Here is a 16,807-nt window from a genome sequence, read left to right as displayed (position 1 = left end):
TCGTTACGACAACGCCGATGTCGTACGACACCGACCGTGTCGCCGGTTGCGCACGCGCACTGTTGCCCGCGCCTCCGAGCGACAACCCCGATGTCGTACGACGTCGGTCATGTCGCCGGTTGCATGCGCGCACTGTTGCCCGCGCCCGAACTTGCAGGCGCGCCCGAACGACACAGCCGTCGTCGTACGACACCGACAACGTCACCCGTTGCACACGCCCGAACTTGCACGCGCGCCCGAACGACACAGCCGTCGTCGTACGACACCGACAACGTCACCCGTTGCACACGCCCGAACTTGCACACGCCCGAACTTGCACGCGCGCACGAACGACACAGCCGACGTCGTACGACGTCGATGTTGTCGTTCTGGGTCGGACGGCCCCGACCGCGCGTCCGGCCCCCGCGGCCTCAGGCCGAGGCGTCGAGGTACACCGAGCTCCGCGGCTCCCGCGTCGCGTCCACCGCACGGAGCGCGCCGAGGTGGTCGAGCGTCGCCCGGCGATCCCCCTCGAGCGTCGCGATCCGGTCGCGCTGCTCGGCGAGCAGCCGGGAGGCGCGCCCCACCAGCTCCCGCGGCACCGGTCCAAGCGCGGTCGGCTCGGACCACCGCACGTCGCCGTCCGCCGTCAGGTCGGCTTCGAGTGCGTCGAGCACGGCCTCCCAGGCGGCACGGCGTTCCGCGTCAGGCGACACCGAGCGCTCCACCGGTCGGCTGCCGCACCGCGGTGGCTGCCGGGATCGCCGCAGCCGCCTCGTGCCACGACTGCCGCAGCGGCTCGAGGATCCGGATGCAGTCGCGGGTGGCCTGGACGTCCCGGTGCACGTTCGCGGTGATGAGCGACGTCGACGCGTAGTTGTAGATCGCGAGCAGTCCCTCGCCGCCATCCCACACGTCGATCTTCAGCGTCGATGACAGCTCGCCGACGATGGCCTGCGCGTGCAGGAGCTGCTCGCGGGCGGCCTCCCAGTCGGCGGTCGTCTGTGCGGCCTCGGCGCGGTGCAGGTCGAGCAGCAGCCGGTCGTAGAGCATCGTGACGAGCTGCGCCGGCGTCGCCGACAGGACGGCCTCGTTCGTGTACTGCGCACGGCGCTGGTCCGTGACGGTGCGGGGCTGGGCCGCCTGCCGGAAGGCGGCGGACTGGAGGTCGAAGGCGTTCATGGGGTTCCTGTCAGCTCGTCGTCGACGCCAACTGGCTCGCCAGCCAGCTCGACTGGGACTGGAGCTTGCTGAGGCTGGTCTCGAGGCTCGCGTACATCGTCTGCAGCGCTGCGCGACGCGAGGTGAGCCGGTCGGTCCAGCTGTCGATCTGGGTGTTGAGGTCCTTCGCGACGGCCTGTTGCCCGGTGATCGCGGTGGTGATGGACCCGTCGTACTTGTCGGACGCCGAGGTGGCCGCCGCGCCGACGTTCGCCGCGACGCCGGTCAGCATCGCCTGCGTGCCCTCCGGATCGGTCGCGAGGGCCTTCTGGAAGGCGTCGGCGTCGAAGGTGAAGTCGCCGTCCTTCGTGATCGAGATCCCGATCGACGACGGTGACTTCCCACCGACCGGCGCGGACATGGTGCTGGCGAGCCGCTGGACGACGTCGCGGGTGGTGCCGTCGCCGGAGAGCACCCCCGCGGTGGTCGAGGTGGTGCCGGTCGTGGCACTGGTCGTGCTCGTGACCGCGGTGTTCGAGCGGTAGTAGGCGGCAACGGCGTTCATCGCGTCGACGAGCCCGGACGCGACGGCCTGGGCCTTGGTCGTGTCCTGCGCGACCGTCAGCGTCACCGGGTCGGTCGTGGGCTGGGTCACGGTGACACTGACCCCGGGGACGAGGTCGGTGAACGTGTTCGTCGTGCTCGTCACCGTCTGCGCCGCCGCGGTGCCGGCCCACAGGGTCACACTGGCGTCCTTCGCCTGCGTGACCACGGCGGCACCCGTCTGGGTGAGGACGTTCGTCGCGGTGCCGGCGGTGACCTCGTCGGCGGTGCCGCGGTACACCTCGAAGGCGCCGGCTGCACCGGACTTCGACGAGGTGAGCTGCAGGCGGTAGAGCTTCGTGCCGTCCGTGTCGGTGCCGGCCGCGACCCGGGTCGCCGTGACGCCCGCACCGGACTTGTTGATCGCGGACACGGTGTCGTCGAGGGAGCCCGACGCCGGCGTGACCGTCGTCTTCGTGCCGTCGGACCCGACGAGCGTGATCGGCTCGGCGGCTGACGACCAGGTGGCCATCGCGGCGGTCACGCCCACCTGGGCGGACGCGGTCGACCCGACGGTGAAGCTGAGCGACCCCGCGGCGGCGTTCGCACCGGTGACGGCGGTGACCCCGGCGGAGGAGCTCGTCGCCGTGAACAGGTCGAGCGAGGTGGCCTTGGCCGCGTCCTTCGCCTTGGTCGCGAGGGTCTGCACCAACCCGTTGATCGTCTGCAGTGACGAGATGAACGAGTTCGTGGACGTGAGCTTGTTCTTGAGGAGCGTCTGCGGGACGCCCTCGACGCTCATCAGGGAGTTGATGAGGTCGGTGGTCTTCAGGCCGCTGACGAGGCCGTCGATCGCGAGGCTGCTGGCCGATGAGACGGACGACATCGATGGCTCCTGCCGCTACGGGGTGGAAGGGTGCGGACGACGCCGCCGCCCGGGGTACCTGAACGATCCCGGACGACGGCGTCAGCGCTGCTAGCGCAGGAGCGAGAGCACACCCTGCGTGCTCTGGTTCGCCTGCGCGAGCATCGACGTGCCGGCCTGGCTGAGGATGTTGTCGCGCGTGTACTTGACCATCTCCTCCGCCATGTCGACGTCGGTGATGCGCGAACCGGCAGCGGTGAGGTTCTCCTTGGCCACGTTCGTCACGTTGATGGCGTGGTCGAAGCGGTTCTGGATGGCACCGATGTTCGAACGTGCCGTCGACACGTTCTTGATCTGCGCGTCGATCGTGGTGATCGCGCTCTGCGCGCCGGTGGCGGTCGTGAAGTCGAGACCGGTGACGGCGGTCGCCACGGTCGAGACGTTCGCGCCCGACAGGTCGACGTCGATCTGGCTCGCTGCGTCACCGTTGGCGCCGACCTGGAACTTCAGGACGCCTGCGGTGCCGGCGGAGCCGTCGAGCAGGTTGATGCCGTTGAAGTTGGTCGACTGGGAGATGCGGGTGAGCTCCTTGGACAGCTCGGTGACCTCGGTGGAGATCGCCGTGCGGGAGTCCGCGTTGTTCGAGTCGTTGCCGGCCTGCACGGCCAGGTCGCGCATGCGCTGGAGGATCGAGTGGGTCTCGGTGAGGCCACCTTCAGCGGTCTGCACGACGGAGATGCCGTCCTGCGCGTTGCGGGCGGCGACCGTGAGGCCACCGACCTGGGACTTCAGCCCCTCGGAGATCGACAGACCGGCCGCGTCGTCGGCAGCACGGTTGATGCGGAGGCCGCTCGAGAGCTTCTCGAGGGACTTCGACAGGTCGTTCTGCGTCGAGTTCAGGTTCCGGTACGTGTTGAGTGCCGAGAGGTTGGTGTTGATGGACATACCCATGGTGGTTTCCTCCGTGAAATCTGGGTCGTACGTCTGCCCGTCCGTGGGCTGACATGGATGACTCTCGGCCGGTCGGCCGGAGCCGTTAGGGAATCGGCGGAATTCGTCGGACGACGAGTTCGCCGACGGCTAGCTGACCGCGACGACGGGGGCGGCCGGGGCGGCCGTGGCGTCGTGCACCGCCCGCGCCACCCCCGCTGCGGCGTTCGTGGCGACCCGCGCCAGGTAGGCGCTCCGCCGGGCGGCGGTGGTCTTCGAGGCCGGCGGCGCGACGACACCCTCGTCCCCGTAGTGCGCGGCGAGTCCGTCGCGGAGCAGGCGCATCGCCTCGGAGCGCTGCTGCGACACGGCGGAGTGGGTGATGCCGAGCTCGGCGGCGACCTCGGTGACCGACCGGTCGCCGAAGTACACGTTCTCGACGACGAAGCGCATCCGCTCGGGCAGCGCCTCGACGGCGGCGCGGAGGTAGCGGCGCTTCTCGGCCTCGAGCAGGTCCTCACCCGGCAGCGGCAGGTCGGCGGCGAGGGTGTCGTGCACGGTCTCGTCGATCGGCGACACGGTCCGAGCCGCGTCGCTCATCGCGTCCGCGGCGGTCTGGCGGTCGACGCCCATCGCGTCCGCGATCTCCTGCACACCGACGCTCCGGCCGAGCCGGGCCGACAGCGCCTCCTGCGTGGCGAGGGTCTCGCGGATCCGCTTCCGGGTGCCGCGCGACGCCCAGTCGGCGGAGCGCATGTCGTCCGCGATGGCACCGGTGATGCGGGTGCGGGCGTAGGCGCCGAACGGGACGCCGAGGTCGGGGTCGAAGGACTCGGCCGCGGCGACGAGGGCCAGCGACCCGACGGCGGCGAGGTCGTCGGGGTCGAGGTGCGTGGCACGCGCCCGGACGTCGGCGACGATGTAGCCCACGAGCGGGAGGTGCTCCACGATCATCGCGTTGCGGTCGTTCCGATCCATGCTGATCCCCTGGTCGCCTGACATGCGTGACCCGTCCGTGGGCGCGGCGCACGCCGGCCTCGGATGGCCGGTGTGTACGCCGAAGACCCACCCGGGTCCCTCCGGGTGGTGCACCTCCCGCGTCCCTGCGACGCGGTGCGGGGTGTCCCCCGCGGTGCGCTTCGAATGTATCGGCTGGCAAAGCCCTGAGTGGGTGCACAACCGTCCCCAGTGCGGGGGTGAGAGGGTGTTTTCCCGGTCGGCATTTGGGGGGACCCCGGCCTGGGAACGCCCGTTCTTGTCCCCCGATGGGGTGCTTGCCAGGAGGCGCGGCTCGTGTCCGGCACACGCAGTCACCAGGTCGGTGCTTACGCCCGGCACCCGCGACCCGATAGGTCCCGGTGTCCGCAGGATGACCGACACACCCACCGGGAGGAGCTGATGAGCGTGAACGAACTGTCCGCCGTGCTCTGGCGCGAACGCGAACTGCTCGAGCTGCTCACCTTCAAGCTCGAGGAGGAGCAGCTGCTCCTCGCCGCCGGGCGCTCCCGCTGGGTCTCGCACGCCAGCCGTGAGGTCGAGCAGGTCCTCGAGCGCCTCCGCAGCACCGGTCTCGAGCGCGCCGCGTCGAGCGCCGAGGTCGCCGAGGAGTGGGGCGTCCCCGCTGACGCACCCCTCCGCGAGGTCGTCGCCGCCGCGCCGAACGGCCCGTGGGGCGAGATCCTCGCCGCGCACCTCACCGCGATGGTCGAGCTCACCACCCAGATCGGGGCGCTCCGCGACGAGAACGACCGGTTCCTCCGCATCGCCGCCCAGGCCACCGAGGAGACCCTCGCCGGGTCCGTCACCGGAGCCGCCACCTACGACGCCTCCGGAGCATCGGGCTCCGGGTCGGACGGCGCACGACTCTTCGAGGGGACCCTGTAGCACCGTGGTCAGCACCTTCGGATCCCTCGCCACCGCGTACTCCGGCCTCGCCGCCGCCCGCGCCGGCATCGACGTCACCGGGCAGAACATCGCCAACGCCGGCACCGCCGGGTACACCCGGCAGCGCGTCTCGCAGTCGTCGATCCCCGCCGCCCAGACCGGCTTCATGCGCGGGACCGCAGCGCTCGCGGGCCAGGGCGTGTCCGTCGACGGCATCGCCCGCCTGGCGTCCCTGACGCTCGACGCCGGGGTGCGGGTCGCCGCCGGGTCGTCCGCCTACGCCGACGCCCGCGCCACGGCGCTCGGCGCGCTCGAGGACGGACTGCACGAGCCCGGCGACGACGGCCTCTCGGCGAAGCTCGACGCCTTCTGGTCGTCGTGGGGCGACCTCTCCAGCCACCCGGACGACTCCGGTGCCGCCAGTGCCGTGATCGGCGCGGCGACGACCGTGGCGAGTGCGCTCGCGAGCGGCTCGAAGGCGATCGACGCGCAGTGGACGACCGTCCGCGGCACGGTCGACGGCCAGGTGCAGCAGCTCAACGACGCCGCGTCGCAGGTCGCCGACCTGAACGGCCGGATCCGGACCGCCCTCGCCTCCGGCGGCAACGCCAACGAGCTGCTCGACCAGCGCGACCAGCTCACCCAGCAGATCGCCTCGCTCGCCGGCGGCACGGTCCGTCAGAACACCGACGGCACGGTCGACGTCCTCATCGGCGGCAACGCGATCGTGCAGGGCACCGACGCCCGATCCGTCGCACTCGGCGGCGGCCAGCGCATGGCGGACGGCGCCGCGGTCACCCTCACCTGGACCTCCGGCTCGGCCGGAGCGGTCGCACTCTCCGGCGGCTCGATCGGCGGCAACCTGTCGCTCCTCGCCCCGGCGACGGCGAACGGCACCGGCGGCGCACTCGCCGAGGCCTCCGCCTCGTACGACCAGGTCGCGACGAAGCTCGCGACCGCCGTCAACGCCGTGCACGCCACCGGCACGACGCCCACCGGCACGACCGGTGCACCGTTCTTCGCGCTCACCGCCGGTGTCCCGGCGGCGCAGGGCCTCGCCGTCGTGCCGACCGACGCCAGCGGTCTGGCGACGCGGAACGCGGCGGGGGAACTCGACGATTCGTTCACCGACGCCCTCTCGCGACTCGGCGCGGCGACCGACGGCGCGGACCGCTCCTGGGCGACCTTCGTGGCGGGCGTGGGCAGCGCCTCCCGGTCGGCCGCGTCGGAATCGACGCTGACGGGTCTGGCGCTCACGAACGCGCGCACCCAGCAGCAGTCGAGTGCCGGCGTGGACCTCGACGAGGAGAACGTCAACCTGCTGAGCTACCAGCACGCGTACCAGGGCGCCGCGCGGGTCCTGACCGCCGTCGACGAGATGCTCGACACCATCATCAACCGCACAGGAATCGTCGGGAGGGGCTGACCGTGATCACCCGTGTGACCACCCAGATGTCGATGGCCTCGGCCAGTGCCCGGCTGCAGGCCGGTGCCGCGAAGGTCGCCCAGCTCACCGAGCAGGCCACCACGCTGAAGAACATCCAGCGACCGTCGGACGACCCGGTCGGAACCGCGTCGTCCATGCAGGTCCGCAAGGAACAGGCCGCCGCGGCCCAGTACACGCGCAACGCGAACGACGCCGCCGGCTGGCTCGCCACGACCGACAGCGCCCTGTCCAGCGTCTACTCGGTGCTCAACAACGTGCGGGACCTCACCGTGCAGGCGGCGAACAGCGGCACGATGAGCGACACCGACCGCGACGCACTGGTGACGCAGTTCCAGTCGCTGAAGTCCGACCTCGAGGCGCGTGCCAACACGACCTACGGCACCCGCTCGGTGTTCGCCGGCTCGTCCACGGCGTCGACCGTGTACGACCCGGCGACCGGGTGGGCCTCCTCCGGGGCCGACGTCACGCGACGCATCGGCGACGGCAGCACCGTGCGGGTCGACACGTCCGGCACCGCGGTGTTCGGCTCCGGCTCCTCCTCCGTCTTCGCGATGATCGACTCGATCGTCGGCGACCTGCAGAACGGTGTGAACGTGAACCCCCGCATCAACGACGTCGACGCGGCGCTCGCCACCGTGCGCGGGGTGCAGGCGGACGTCGGCGTCCGGCACGCCGCGGCCCTCACCGCCCAGGACTCGCTGAAGAGCGCGACCGTGTCGCTCGAGAACCGGCGTGCCGGCATCGAGGACAAGGACCTCGCCAAGGCCGTCCTCGACCTGCAGGTGCAGCAGACCAACTACCAGGCAGCCCTCGCCGTCACCGCGAAGGTCCTGCAGCCGACCCTGATGGACTACCTCCGATGAGCATCGACCTGACCTTCGCCGTCCCGCCGTTCGGCCTCGCACCCGCTCCCGTCTTCACGCTGACGCCGGTGGACGGTGCCGAGGGGCTGTTCACGCTCGTCGGCGACGACGCCCGGCTGTTCGTGCTCGACGCCGCGGTGCACCTGCCGTCGTACGCGCCGGAGCTCACGGACGAGCAGGCGACCGGGCTCGGGCTGACCGCGCCCGAGGACGCGATGCTCCTCGTCGTCGCGAACCCCGGCGGTGGCGACGAGGACGGCGGCACCACGGTGAACCTGCTCGCGCCGATCGTGGTGAACGCCCGGACGTCGGTCGGGGCGCAGCTCATCCTCGAGGACCAGGACCTGCCGCTCCGCGCCGAGCTCGCCCGGCGCTGACGCGCTGCGCGCCGGGCCGCCGTCGGCCGCCCGACGCGAAACGACACGGTCGACGTCGTACGACATCGACCTTGTCGCTCTCCTGCGTACGCAACAGTTGCAGACGCCCACGTGCGACAACATCGGTGTCGTCCGACGTCGACGATGTCGCTCCTTGCACACGCGTCCTTTCCTCCACAGGCCAGGAGGCGCGGCTCACCGTCCACAGATCGGCGCGCGGCACAGCATGGTCGCGTTCAGGACCGCATCGTTGGCGCATGCACGAACGAGTCCTCGCCATCCCCCTCATCCGCACCGCCGGACACCCGAGCGCGGAACGTCGCGCGCTCCAACGGCAGGTCCACCGCGGCGAACTGACCGCTGTCCGCCCGGGCGTGCTCGTCCGACCCGGCGACGTCGCTGGTCTGCGTCCTGAAGAACGACACCTCCTGCTCGTCCGTGCGAGTGCAGGGACCATCCGCCCGCCGGTCGAGATCTCACACCGATCCGCTGCGGCCGTCCACGGGCTTCCGTTCGTCGGCGCGCCCCCGGACAAGATCGAGGTCACCGATCCACGACGATGTCGGAGCGAGACCACTGCGCTCACGCGCGTCCACGGCGCCCCACGACGAGCGCAGACCGACGCACGGTGGCGGGATCTCCCGCCGACATCGTCCGTGGACTTCGAAGGATCGGGCACGACCTCGATGGTCCGGACGCTCGTCGACATCGCGGTCGCACGCCCGCTCGTCGAGAGCCTTCCGATGATCGATGCCGCGCTGCACGACCGGGTCGTGCTCCCGGAGATGCTGCGCGATGAAGCCGCCGGGCGCGGTGAGCGGGGCCAGGACAAGGCAGCGGTGGCGATCGGGATGGGATCCGCGCTGTCCGGGTCGCCCGCCGAGTCCGTCTGCCGGGTCCGCTTCCGACAGCTCGGCGTGCCCGACCCCGTGCAGCAGCACGCCTTCCGACGCCCGGGGGAACGCACCGCGGTCGTCGACTTCTGGTTCCCCGGGCACGGTGTGGTCGTCGAGGTGGACGGCCGGGGGAAGTACGAGGACCCGACGATGCTCGGTGGGCGGACCACGGCCGACGCCCACTGGCAGGAGAAGCAGCGCGAGGACTTCGTGCGGTCGTTCCCCGAGGTCCGCGCCGTCGTCCGGCTGACCTGGGCGGACCTGATGGATCCCGAGCGGGTGCGGACCAAGCTGCGGCGGGCGGGGATCCCGTGCTGATGAGTCGCGTGCGTCCAGGCCGCACGGGTCAGCGCCGAGGCGCGTCCGGGTGGTGGGCGCGCTGGCGTTCGACCCCGGAGACCTCGGTCCGCCCGACGACCACGTCGCCCGCACCCAGACGGACACCGTGGATCCTGCCGGCACCCTTGACCACGGCGCCGCGTCGGTCCGGGTCGGGGTGGTGCCGGTCGGCCCCGCCTCCGAGCACGACGTCGCGGACCGAGACCGTGCCGATCACCTGCGCGCCGGCGCCGATCGTCGCCGGTCCCTCGACGAGACAGCCGCCGGACAACCGGGCTCCCGGCTCGATGACCACGTCGGCGGCGTCGGTCGCCACGACGGTGACCGAGCCGGGGCCGAGCTCCGCGGGACCGATCTCGACGTCCGCGCCGTCGGCGACCACGGTCACCGGGCCCGGTCCGAGGCGGGCGCCGGACCGCACGACCACGGTCCCGGTGCCACGACCCTCGAGGACCGTGCCGGGGTACAGGACCACCCCCGGTTCGATGCGGACGGACCGACCGATGAGCACCGACGAGGGGTCGAGGACGAGCACGTCGGGCGCGAGGGCCGCGACGTCGTCGGGCGTCAGGAAGCCGGCAGCCAGGCGCGCGTCGTCCAGTGGTCGTGCAGAGGTCATCCGACGAGCCTCCCATGCGTCCGGCGTACCGTCGTCTCCATGGCCCGAGAGCAGAAGGACCAGGCGATCGTGCCCTTGCCGGCATCGCCTGTGGCCTCCACCCCCAACGACCCGAACGCGCGCACCCCCGAGCAGCAGTCCCCCACGGGCTGGGTGAAGATGCTCGACCGGGTGCTCAGCGTGCAGCGCCCCGTCGTGGTGGCGCACGTGCGTGCCCTGCGCCGTCGGCACCCTCGGTCGTCGCCTGCCGAGATCATCCAGATCCTCGAACGGGAGTACCTCGCGGCGGTGACCACGGGCGGCGCCGCCGTCGGCGCGAGCGCGGTGATCCCCGGCGTCGGCATGGCGGCGGCACTCGGGCTGAGCGGCGTCGAGACGGTCGGCTTCCTCGAGACCACGGCGCTCTTCGCGCAGTCCGTGACCGAGGTGCACGGGATCGCCCTCGACGACCCAGAACGCGCACGCATGCTCGTGATGGCGATGATCCTCGGCGCACCCGGGACGCAGCTCATCAACCAGCTCGCCGGACAGATCGCCGGTGGACAGGTGCGGACGGCGTTCTGGGGCGAGATGGTGACGTCGTCGCTCCCGAAGCAGGTCGTGAACGGCATCGGTGGGCAGGTCCGCGACCAGTTCATCAAGCGGTTCGCTGCACGGCAGGGCACCACGATCGTCGGGCGGGCACTCCCGTTCGGCATCGGTGCGGCGGTCGGCGGCCTCGGCAACCACGCGCTCGGACGCAAGGTGATCCAGGCCTCGCGGACCGGGTTCGGTGTACCCCCCGCGCACTTCCCCATCGTCCTCGAGCCGAAGCCGACGAAGGAACCCAAGCAGGCGAAGGAACCGAAGCCGACGAAGGAACCCAAGCAGGCGAAGGAACCCAAGCAGGCGAAGGCCCCGAAGGAGCGGCGGGCGATCGGCCGCCGAAAGGGCCGCGAGGACCTCTGGGCCGACACCCCGGACCGCGCCAGCGACTGACCGCCGGACCGCACCGGCGATCGACCGCACCAGCGACCGACCGCAGACCCGCGCCCGCGCCTGACCGCACGACCCGCTGACGGGAGGCGCGGTGCAGGCTGGCACCGCGCCTCCCGTCCGTCATCGGCCCGGCCGCGACCGATCCGCCCGCGTCGGCCGCATCCCCGCCTCAGCGCCCGCGCACCGGCGTCGTCACGACCTGCCCGGCGTGCGCGAACCCGCCGCCGAACCCGAACAGCAGCGCCGGCACCCCCTCGGGGAGGTCCCCCCGCGCCCACGCCTTCGACAGCCCGAGCGGCACGCTCGCCGCCGAGGTGTTGCCGGACTCGACGACGTCCCGGACGACGAACTTCGACTCCCCGCCGAGGGCGTGCACGAGCGGCTCGATGATCCGCAGGTTCGCCTGGTGGAACGCGAACACGCCGATGTCGTCCATCGTCAGGCCCGCGGCGGCCACCGCGGCCCGGGCGTGGTCGGCGGCCTCGGTGATCGCCCAGCGGTAGATCGAGCGACCCTCCTGGGTGAAGCGCTCGGGGTCGCCGGAGACCAGGACGGCCTCCTGGAGGTGCGGCACGCTCCCCCACGAGACCGGACCGATCTGCGCCTCGTCGGACACGCCGAGCACGGCCGCCCCGGCCCCGTCGCCGACGAGCACGCACGTCGAACGGTCGGTCCAGTCGACGATGCCGGACAGCACCTCGGAGCCGACCACGACCGCGATGTCGGTCGACCCGACCCGGATCGCCTGGTCGGCCAGCGCGACGCCGTACTCGAAGCCGCTGCACGCGGTGTTGATGTCGATGGGCGCCACGGCCGGCGAGAGACCGAGTGCCGCGGCGACGCGTCCGGCCGTGTACGGCGCCCGGTCGCGGTGGGTGGTGGAGGCGACGATGACGAGTCCGACCCGTGCGGGGTCGACGCCGGCGTCCGCGACGGCGTTCCGCGCCGCCTCGATCGCCATGGACGTCACGGTGTCCGAGGGGCCCGCGATGTGCCGGGTCTCGATCCCGGTCCGGGTGCGGATCCACTCGTCGTTCGTGTCGACCATCGTCGAGAGCTCGTCGTTGGTCAGGATGCGCGATGGCTGGTGGTGGCCGAACCCGAGGATCCGGCTGCCACGGAGTGCTGGGGTGTTCACGATCGGCACGCTACTCCCCCGACCGACGGCCGCATGCCCGCCGCGGCATGCACGGGACCGCCGGGAGGCCGGTACTCCCAGGGCCTGCCACACCCGCCGTCGATCGCGTAGACCGGGGGCATGGACTACACACACCTCGGCCGTACAGGGTTGTCGGTCTCACGAGCGGTGCTCGGGACCATGAACTTCGGCCCGGAGACCAGCGAGGACGACTCGCACGCCATCATGGACCGGGCCCACGAGCTCGGCGTCAACTTCTTCGACACCGCGAACGGCTACGGCGGCTCGGTGGGCAAGGGCGCCACCGAGGAGATCATCGGCCGATGGTTCGCCAAGGGCGGCGGCCGTCGCGAGAAGACCGTCCTCGCGACGAAGGTCTACGGCGACATGATCGACTGGCCGAACGGCGGGAAGCTCAGCGCGTACAACATCCGCCAGGCCCTCGACGCGAGCCTGCAGCGCCTCCAGACGGACCACATCGACCTGTACCAGTTCCACCACGTCGACCGCGCGACGCCGTGGGACGAGATCTGGCAGGCGATCGACGTCGCCGTGCAGCAGGGCAAGGTGCTCTACGTCGGCTCGTCCAACTTCGCCGGGTGGCACATCGCCCAGGCGCAGGAGGCCGCCCAGCGCCGGAACACCCTCGGACTCGTCAGCGAGCAGTCGATCTACAACCTCGTGGTGCGCGACATCGAGCGCGAGGTCCTGCCGGCGGCGCGCGAGTACGGCCTCGGCGTCATCCCGTGGTCGCCGCTGCAGGGCGGTCTGCTCGGCGGCGTGATCGAGAAGACCGAGAACGGCTCCCGCCGACTCTCCGGCCGCAGTGCCGAGTACGTCGAGGGCCACCGCGACCAGCTCACCGCCTACGAGTCCTTCGCCAAGGAGCTCGGGCACACCCCGGGCGAGCTCGCCCTCGCGTGGCTGCTGCACCAGCCCGGTGTCACCGCGCCGATCACCGGCCCTCGCACCATGGAGCAGTGGGAGTCCGCGGTCCGCGCCGTCGACATCCGCCTCGACCAGCGTGCCCTCGACCGGCTCGACGAGATCTTCCCGGGGCACAAGACCTCGCCGGAGGACTACGCCTGGTGACGCGCTGACACCACCACGTCGCTGACGCGACCCCTGACGGGAGGCGCGGTGCGGGTCCGACCCGCACCGCGCCTCCCGTCATCCGCACGTCCAGAGCCGGACCCGAGTGGCGCGCGCAACCACCGGTCAGAGCGTGGCGATCTCCTCGTCCCGCAGCCCGATGCCGCGGAGGTACCCGTCCACCGAGCCCCAGCGCTCCTCGAGGCGCGCGATCACCGTCGTCATGATCTCGGGTACGCAGCGGTGGCCGATGGCCGTTGCCTCGGGGTCGGTGCTCGCGGCGCGCTCCGCCGCGAACCGGTCGACCAGGCCGGCAGCGCTGGCCGCGTAGTCCTCGCCGACGACGTCCGTCCCCGCGCCCCAGTGCCGGGCGAGCAGCGCGCTCACGATCCCCGTGCGGTCCTTCCCGGCGGCACAGCACACGAGCACGTCGCCGTCCGTGGCGGCGATCGTCCGGAGCGCGGCGGCGATGCCCGACCGGTGCCGGTCGAGCCAGTCGGTGTACTGGTCCTCGAGCTGGACGGCCTCGGCGGCGGACTCGATCGCCGAGGCTGGGTCGAAGAGCGGCACCGACCGGTACACGGGGGTCGCGGCGAGCGGGTGCGGGACCGCCTCCCGCTCGTCGTCTCGGCGCAGGTCGATCACCGCGGCGAGGCCCGTCGGGTAGGCCTCGGGTTCGACCGGCTCGGTGTTCGACCGGTACACCGTGCGCCGGCGGCCGTCCTGGAGCCCGGGGCCCCCGACCTCGCGGAGGTTGGTCAGCGTGTTCGACGTCGTCGTCATGCCCCCACTCTGCCGGACGCGGAGCCTGGGCGGGCGGTACTGCCCCGCCGTGCGTCGACGCGAAGCGACATCGTCGACGTCGTACGACATCGGGGTTGTCGTTCCTTGCACACGCCAACTGTTGCGCACGCGGCCCGACGACATCGTCGACGTCGTACGACATCGGGGTTGTCGTTCGTTGCACACGCCAGCCGTTGCGCACGCGGCCAGACGACATCGTCGACGTCGTACGACAACGACCATGTCGTTCCGAATCCGCCCACGCCCATCCCCCGCGTCCCCCGCGCACCCCGCGCCCCGCCCCGCCCCCACGCGCGCCACCCCGCACACGACGACGGGCCCCGCGCTGCTGCCTGCGCGGGGCCCGTCGTGCGGGTGTGCCTGGTGCTACCGGACGGAGACCGGGGTCTCGTCGCGCTCCTCGTAGAGGACGTAGCCCTCTTCGCCGTGGACCGCGGTGTCGATGCCGGCGACCTCGTCCTCGGTCTTCACGCGGAAGCCCATGGTCTTCTCGATGATCCAGCCGATCACGAAGGCGAGGACGAAGGAGTAGACCCCGACGGCACCGGCGGCAGCGGCCTGCTTGCCGAGCTGCGCGAACGAGCCCGAGTAGATCAGACCGGTGTCGTTGGCGAAGAAGCCGAGGTACAGCGTGCCGAAGATGCCGCCGACCAGGTGGACGCCGACCACGTCGAGCGAGTCGTCGAAGCCGAGGCGGTACTTCCAGTCGATCGCGAAGCAGCAGACGATGCCCGCGAGGAAGCCGAGCAGGATGCCCCAGCCCGGGGTGAGCGCGGCGCACGCCGGGGTGATGGCGACGAGACCGGTGACGGCACCCGATGCGGCACCGACCGAGGTGGCCTTGCCGTCCTTGAGCTTCTCGACGAGCAGCCAGCCGAGGATCGCGGCGGCCGGTGCGGCGAGGGTGTTGACCCAGGCGATCGCGGCGATGCCGTCGGCGGCACCCTCGGACCCGGCGTTGAAGCCGAACCAGCCGAACCACAGGATCGCGGCACCGAGGAGGACGAAGGGCGGGTTGTGCGGCTTGTGCGCACCCTTGGCGAAGCCGACGCGCTTGCCGAGGACGAGCGCCAGAGCGAGGCCCGCGGCACCGGCGTTGATGTGCACCGCGGTGCCACCGGCGAAGTCGATGACGCCCCAGACCGGCGCCCAGCCCGAGGTGAGGTTGAAGACCCACGAGGCGACCGGGAAGTAGACGACCGTGACCCAGACGCCGGCGAAGACCATCCACGCGCCGAACTTGGCACGGTCGGCGATCGCACCGGAGATGAGGGCGACCGTGATGATCGCGAAGGTCGCCTGGAAGCCGACGAACGCCATCGTCGGGTAGGCGACGTCGTCGGCGCTGGACCGCGCCTGCTCGAACGCCTGGCCGAGGCCGATCAGGTTCCAGTCGATGCTGAAGAACCCGACGACGCCGGAGACGGCCGTGTGGTCACCGGTGTTCGCGAAGGCGATCGCGTAGCCGTACAGGACCCAGAGCACCGCCACGAGGGCGATCGCCCCGAAGGACATCATCATCATGCTGATGACGGACTTGGCCTTCACCAGACCGCCGTAGAAGAACGCCAGGCCCGGTGTCATGAACAGCACGAGTGCCGCCATGATCAGCAGGAAGCCGGTTTGGCCCTGATCAAGCATTGTTCACCTCTCGATTGCACCAGCGGCTCTTGGTCCGCGTCGGGTGTCACCGAGTCTGGCGAGGCGACGTTTCGCGCTGGAGCACGAAGTGTTTCGTGGGTGTAACGCGATCGCCCCCCGTGTAAACGTCGTGTTTCGTCCCCCGATCAGTCCCCTGGACGGGGGCCACGAGTTCCCCCGGTCCGTCCGGACGGTGTCCGACAGCCGTCGCGCATCCGGGTCGGGAGGCGCGGTTCGGCGGGACAGCGGGCCGTCGCGCCCGGCAGGCGCGTCAGTCGACGGCGCGGGTGAGCGCCACGACGCGGCTCGCCGCCCGCAGGTACTTCTTGCGGTAGCCGCCGTCGAGCATGGTGTCCGGGTACACCCGGTCGAGCGGGGTGCCGGACGCGACGATCCGGACCTGCGCGTCGTACAGCCGGTCGACGAGCGCGACCCAGCGGAGCGCGTCGGTCTGGTCGGTGAACGGCTGGACGTCGGTGAGGCCGACGGCGTCGAGGTCGTCGACCATCGCGACGTACTTCGACGGGTGGACCGATGCGAGGTGCGCGACCACGGCGCGGAAGTCGTCGAGCGTGACGTGCCCGCTCGGCAGTGCCTCGGCGACGTCGGCGACCACCCCGGCCGACTCGTCCACCGCGCGCCGGCGGAAGTCGAGGCCGTCGATGCGCATGGTGTCGAACCGGTCCGACATCGCCTGGATCTCGCGCAGGAAGTCCTGCGCCGCGAAGCGTCCCTCGCCGAGCGCCCCCGGCGGCGTGTTCGACGTGGCGGCGAAGCGGGTGCCGGTCTCGCTCAGCTCCTTGATGAGCCGCGTCATCACCATCGTGTCACCGGGGTCGTCGAGCTCGAACTCGTCGATGCACACCAGTGCCGTGCCCCGGAGCAGGTCGACGGTCCCCTGGAACCCGAGGGCGCCGACGAGCGCGGTGTACTCGATGAAGGTGCCGAACGTCTTCCGGCCGGTGGCGGCGTGGTAGGCGGCGGCGAGCAGGTGGGTCTTCCCGACGCCGAACCCGCCGTCGAGGTAGACGCCGGACTTCGCGGTCGTGTCCGACGACGGCGCGCGGCGCCGCCCGAACAGTCCCCGTCGCGGCGCTGCCCCGCCGCCGCCGGCCGTCACGAACGCCTCGACCGCGTCCCGGACCGACGCCTGCGACGGGTAGTCCGCGTCCGGCCGGTACGAGGCGAACGACGCGTCCCGGAACTGGGGCGGCGGGACGAGTGCCGCAGCCATCTGCTGCGGGGTCACCT

Annotated in this window: 17 protein-coding genes; 7 read left to right on the top strand and 10 right to left on the bottom strand. The window is 71.6% G+C overall.

What is annotated here, in order from left to right; all coding sequences use genetic code 11:
* Positions 1 to 410: 410 nt before the first annotated feature.
* The 5 genes from ACQXVK_RS07165 to ACQXVK_RS07145 all read right to left on the bottom strand — a co-directional run bounded on the left by ACQXVK_RS07165 (position 411) and on the right by ACQXVK_RS07145 (position 4,456).
* Positions 411 to 695, bottom strand: a complete 285-nt coding sequence (locus ACQXVK_RS07165; protein WP_430853135.1) for a hypothetical protein — start codon at positions 693 to 695, stop codon at positions 411 to 413.
* The gene (gene fliS / locus ACQXVK_RS07160) at positions 685 to 1,161 is read right to left on the bottom strand and encodes a flagellar export chaperone FliS (RefSeq protein WP_430853134.1); all 477 of its coding nucleotides are present in this window, start codon (positions 1,159 to 1,161) and stop codon (positions 685 to 687) included. Before fliS ends, ACQXVK_RS07165 begins: the two co-directional genes overlap by 11 nt.
* Positions 1,162 to 1,171: 10 nt before the next feature.
* A complete protein-coding gene (gene fliD / locus ACQXVK_RS07155; protein ID WP_430853133.1) occupies positions 1,172 to 2,569 on the bottom strand; it encodes a flagellar filament capping protein FliD in 1,398 nt (465 codons plus the stop codon).
* A 90-nt stretch (positions 2,570 to 2,659) separates the two neighbouring features.
* Entirely contained in the window at positions 2,660 to 3,499 is an 840-nt protein-coding gene (locus ACQXVK_RS07150; RefSeq protein WP_402262565.1) for a flagellin, read from the bottom strand.
* A 129-nt stretch (positions 3,500 to 3,628) separates the two neighbouring features.
* Positions 3,629 to 4,456, bottom strand: coding sequence for a sigma-70 family RNA polymerase sigma factor (locus ACQXVK_RS07145; protein WP_430853132.1), 828 nt, complete (start codon positions 4,454 to 4,456; stop codon positions 3,629 to 3,631).
* 420 nt (positions 4,457 to 4,876) lie between these two features.
* Between ACQXVK_RS07145 and ACQXVK_RS07140 the strand changes: the two genes are divergently transcribed.
* The 5 genes from ACQXVK_RS07140 (at position 4,877) to ACQXVK_RS07120 (ending at position 9,263) form a co-directional block, all read left to right on the top strand.
* Positions 4,877 to 5,362: a flagellar protein FlgN gene (locus ACQXVK_RS07140; protein ID WP_430853131.1), complete on the top strand. Its 486-nt coding sequence runs from the start codon at positions 4,877 to 4,879 to the stop codon at positions 5,360 to 5,362.
* Between the two features lie 4 nt (positions 5,363 to 5,366).
* Positions 5,367 to 6,788 (top strand): flagellar hook-associated protein FlgK, encoded by a 1,422-nt coding sequence (gene flgK / locus ACQXVK_RS07135; RefSeq protein ID WP_430853130.1) that lies wholly within the window; start codon positions 5,367 to 5,369, stop codon positions 6,786 to 6,788.
* A gap of 2 nt (positions 6,789 to 6,790) precedes the next feature.
* Positions 6,791 to 7,672 (top strand): flagellar hook-associated protein FlgL, encoded by an 882-nt coding sequence (flgL, locus tag ACQXVK_RS07130; protein WP_022908040.1) that lies wholly within the window; start codon positions 6,791 to 6,793, stop codon positions 7,670 to 7,672.
* Entirely contained in the window at positions 7,669 to 8,049 is a 381-nt protein-coding gene (gene fliW, locus ACQXVK_RS07125; RefSeq protein WP_022908041.1) for a flagellar assembly protein FliW, read from the top strand. The genes flgL and fliW overlap by 4 nt, the downstream gene beginning before the upstream one ends.
* 656 nt (positions 8,050 to 8,705) lie before the next feature.
* Complete coding sequence (locus ACQXVK_RS07120) at positions 8,706 to 9,263, top strand: hypothetical protein (protein WP_402262550.1); 558 nt, start codon at positions 8,706 to 8,708, stop codon at positions 9,261 to 9,263.
* Positions 9,264 to 9,291: 28 nt separating this feature from the next.
* On the opposite strand, the gene ACQXVK_RS07115 is transcribed toward ACQXVK_RS07120, so the two are convergent.
* A complete protein-coding gene (locus ACQXVK_RS07115) occupies positions 9,292 to 9,903 on the bottom strand; it encodes a hypothetical protein (protein WP_430853129.1) in 612 nt (203 codons plus the stop codon).
* Between the two features lie 39 nt (positions 9,904 to 9,942).
* On the opposite strand from ACQXVK_RS07115, the gene ACQXVK_RS07110 reads away from it, so the two are divergent.
* On the top strand, positions 9,943 to 10,881 hold the full coding sequence (locus ACQXVK_RS07110; RefSeq protein WP_430853128.1) for a hypothetical protein: 939 nt from the start codon (positions 9,943 to 9,945) through the stop codon (positions 10,879 to 10,881).
* Positions 10,882 to 11,050: 169 nt separating this feature from the next.
* On the opposite strand, the gene ACQXVK_RS07105 is transcribed toward ACQXVK_RS07110, so the two are convergent.
* Positions 11,051 to 12,019 carry a beta-ketoacyl-ACP synthase 3 gene (locus ACQXVK_RS07105; RefSeq protein ID WP_430853127.1) on the bottom strand — a complete coding sequence of 323 codons (969 nt, stop codon included), beginning with the start codon at positions 12,017 to 12,019 and terminating at the stop codon, positions 11,051 to 11,053.
* A 120-nt stretch (positions 12,020 to 12,139) separates the two neighbouring features.
* On the opposite strand from ACQXVK_RS07105, the gene ACQXVK_RS07100 reads away from it, so the two are divergent.
* A complete protein-coding gene (locus ACQXVK_RS07100) occupies positions 12,140 to 13,111 on the top strand; it encodes an aldo/keto reductase (protein WP_022908046.1) in 972 nt (323 codons plus the stop codon).
* Between the two features lie 126 nt (positions 13,112 to 13,237).
* Here the strand turns inward: ACQXVK_RS07100 and ACQXVK_RS07095 are convergent, their stop codons facing one another.
* From ACQXVK_RS07095 to zapE, 3 genes are all read right to left on the bottom strand, one after another.
* Positions 13,238 to 13,894: a tyrosine-protein phosphatase gene (locus ACQXVK_RS07095; protein WP_430853126.1), complete on the bottom strand. Its 657-nt coding sequence runs from the start codon at positions 13,892 to 13,894 to the stop codon at positions 13,238 to 13,240.
* Between the two features lie 387 nt (positions 13,895 to 14,281).
* Positions 14,282 to 15,556: an ammonium transporter gene (locus ACQXVK_RS07090; protein WP_022908048.1), complete on the bottom strand. Its 1,275-nt coding sequence runs from the start codon at positions 15,554 to 15,556 to the stop codon at positions 14,282 to 14,284.
* Between the two features lie 271 nt (positions 15,557 to 15,827).
* A complete protein-coding gene (zapE, locus tag ACQXVK_RS07085) occupies positions 15,828 to 16,790 on the bottom strand; it encodes a cell division protein ZapE (RefSeq protein ID WP_430853431.1) in 963 nt (320 codons plus the stop codon).
* Positions 16,791 to 16,807: the final 17 nt, after the last annotated feature.

The organism is Curtobacterium sp. AB451, from assembly GCF_050585845.1.
Taxonomy (GTDB): domain Bacteria; phylum Actinomycetota; class Actinomycetes; order Actinomycetales; family Microbacteriaceae; genus Curtobacterium.
Note: the sequence above shows the minus strand (reverse complement) of the source record. Positions and strands in the feature narration are given on the sequence as shown.

Bases quoted from the DNA above. Each gene is read 5' to 3' on its own strand.
- ACQXVK_RS07095 (WP_430853126.1), bottom strand. From the start codon at position 13,894: ATGACGACGACGTCGAACACGCTGACCAACCTCCGCGAGGTCGGGGGC.
- ACQXVK_RS07110 (WP_430853128.1), top strand. From the start codon at position 9,943: ATGGCCCGAGAGCAGAAGGACCAGGCGATCGTGCCCTTGCCGGCATCG.
- fliW (WP_022908041.1), top strand. From the start codon at position 7,669: ATGAGCATCGACCTGACCTTCGCCGTCCCGCCGTTCGGCCTCGCACCC.
- ACQXVK_RS07090 (WP_022908048.1), bottom strand. From the start codon at position 15,556: ATGCTTGATCAGGGCCAAACCGGCTTCCTGCTGATCATGGCGGCACTC.
- ACQXVK_RS07145 (WP_430853132.1), bottom strand. From the start codon at position 4,456: ATGGATCGGAACGACCGCAACGCGATGATCGTGGAGCACCTCCCGCTC.
- ACQXVK_RS07150 (WP_402262565.1), bottom strand. From the start codon at position 3,499: ATGGGTATGTCCATCAACACCAACCTCTCGGCACTCAACACGTACCGG.
- fliS (WP_430853134.1), bottom strand. From the start codon at position 1,161: ATGAACGCCTTCGACCTCCAGTCCGCCGCCTTCCGGCAGGCGGCCCAG.
- zapE (WP_430853431.1), bottom strand. From the start codon at position 16,790: ATGGCTGCGGCACTCGTCCCGCCGCCCCAGTTCCGGGACGCGTCGTTC.
- fliD (WP_430853133.1), bottom strand. From the start codon at position 2,569: ATGTCGTCCGTCTCATCGGCCAGCAGCCTCGCGATCGACGGCCTCGTC.
- ACQXVK_RS07100 (WP_022908046.1), top strand. From the start codon at position 12,140: ATGGACTACACACACCTCGGCCGTACAGGGTTGTCGGTCTCACGAGCG.
- ACQXVK_RS07115 (WP_430853129.1), bottom strand. From the start codon at position 9,903: ATGACCTCTGCACGACCACTGGACGACGCGCGCCTGGCTGCCGGCTTC.
- ACQXVK_RS07140 (WP_430853131.1), top strand. From the start codon at position 4,877: ATGAGCGTGAACGAACTGTCCGCCGTGCTCTGGCGCGAACGCGAACTG.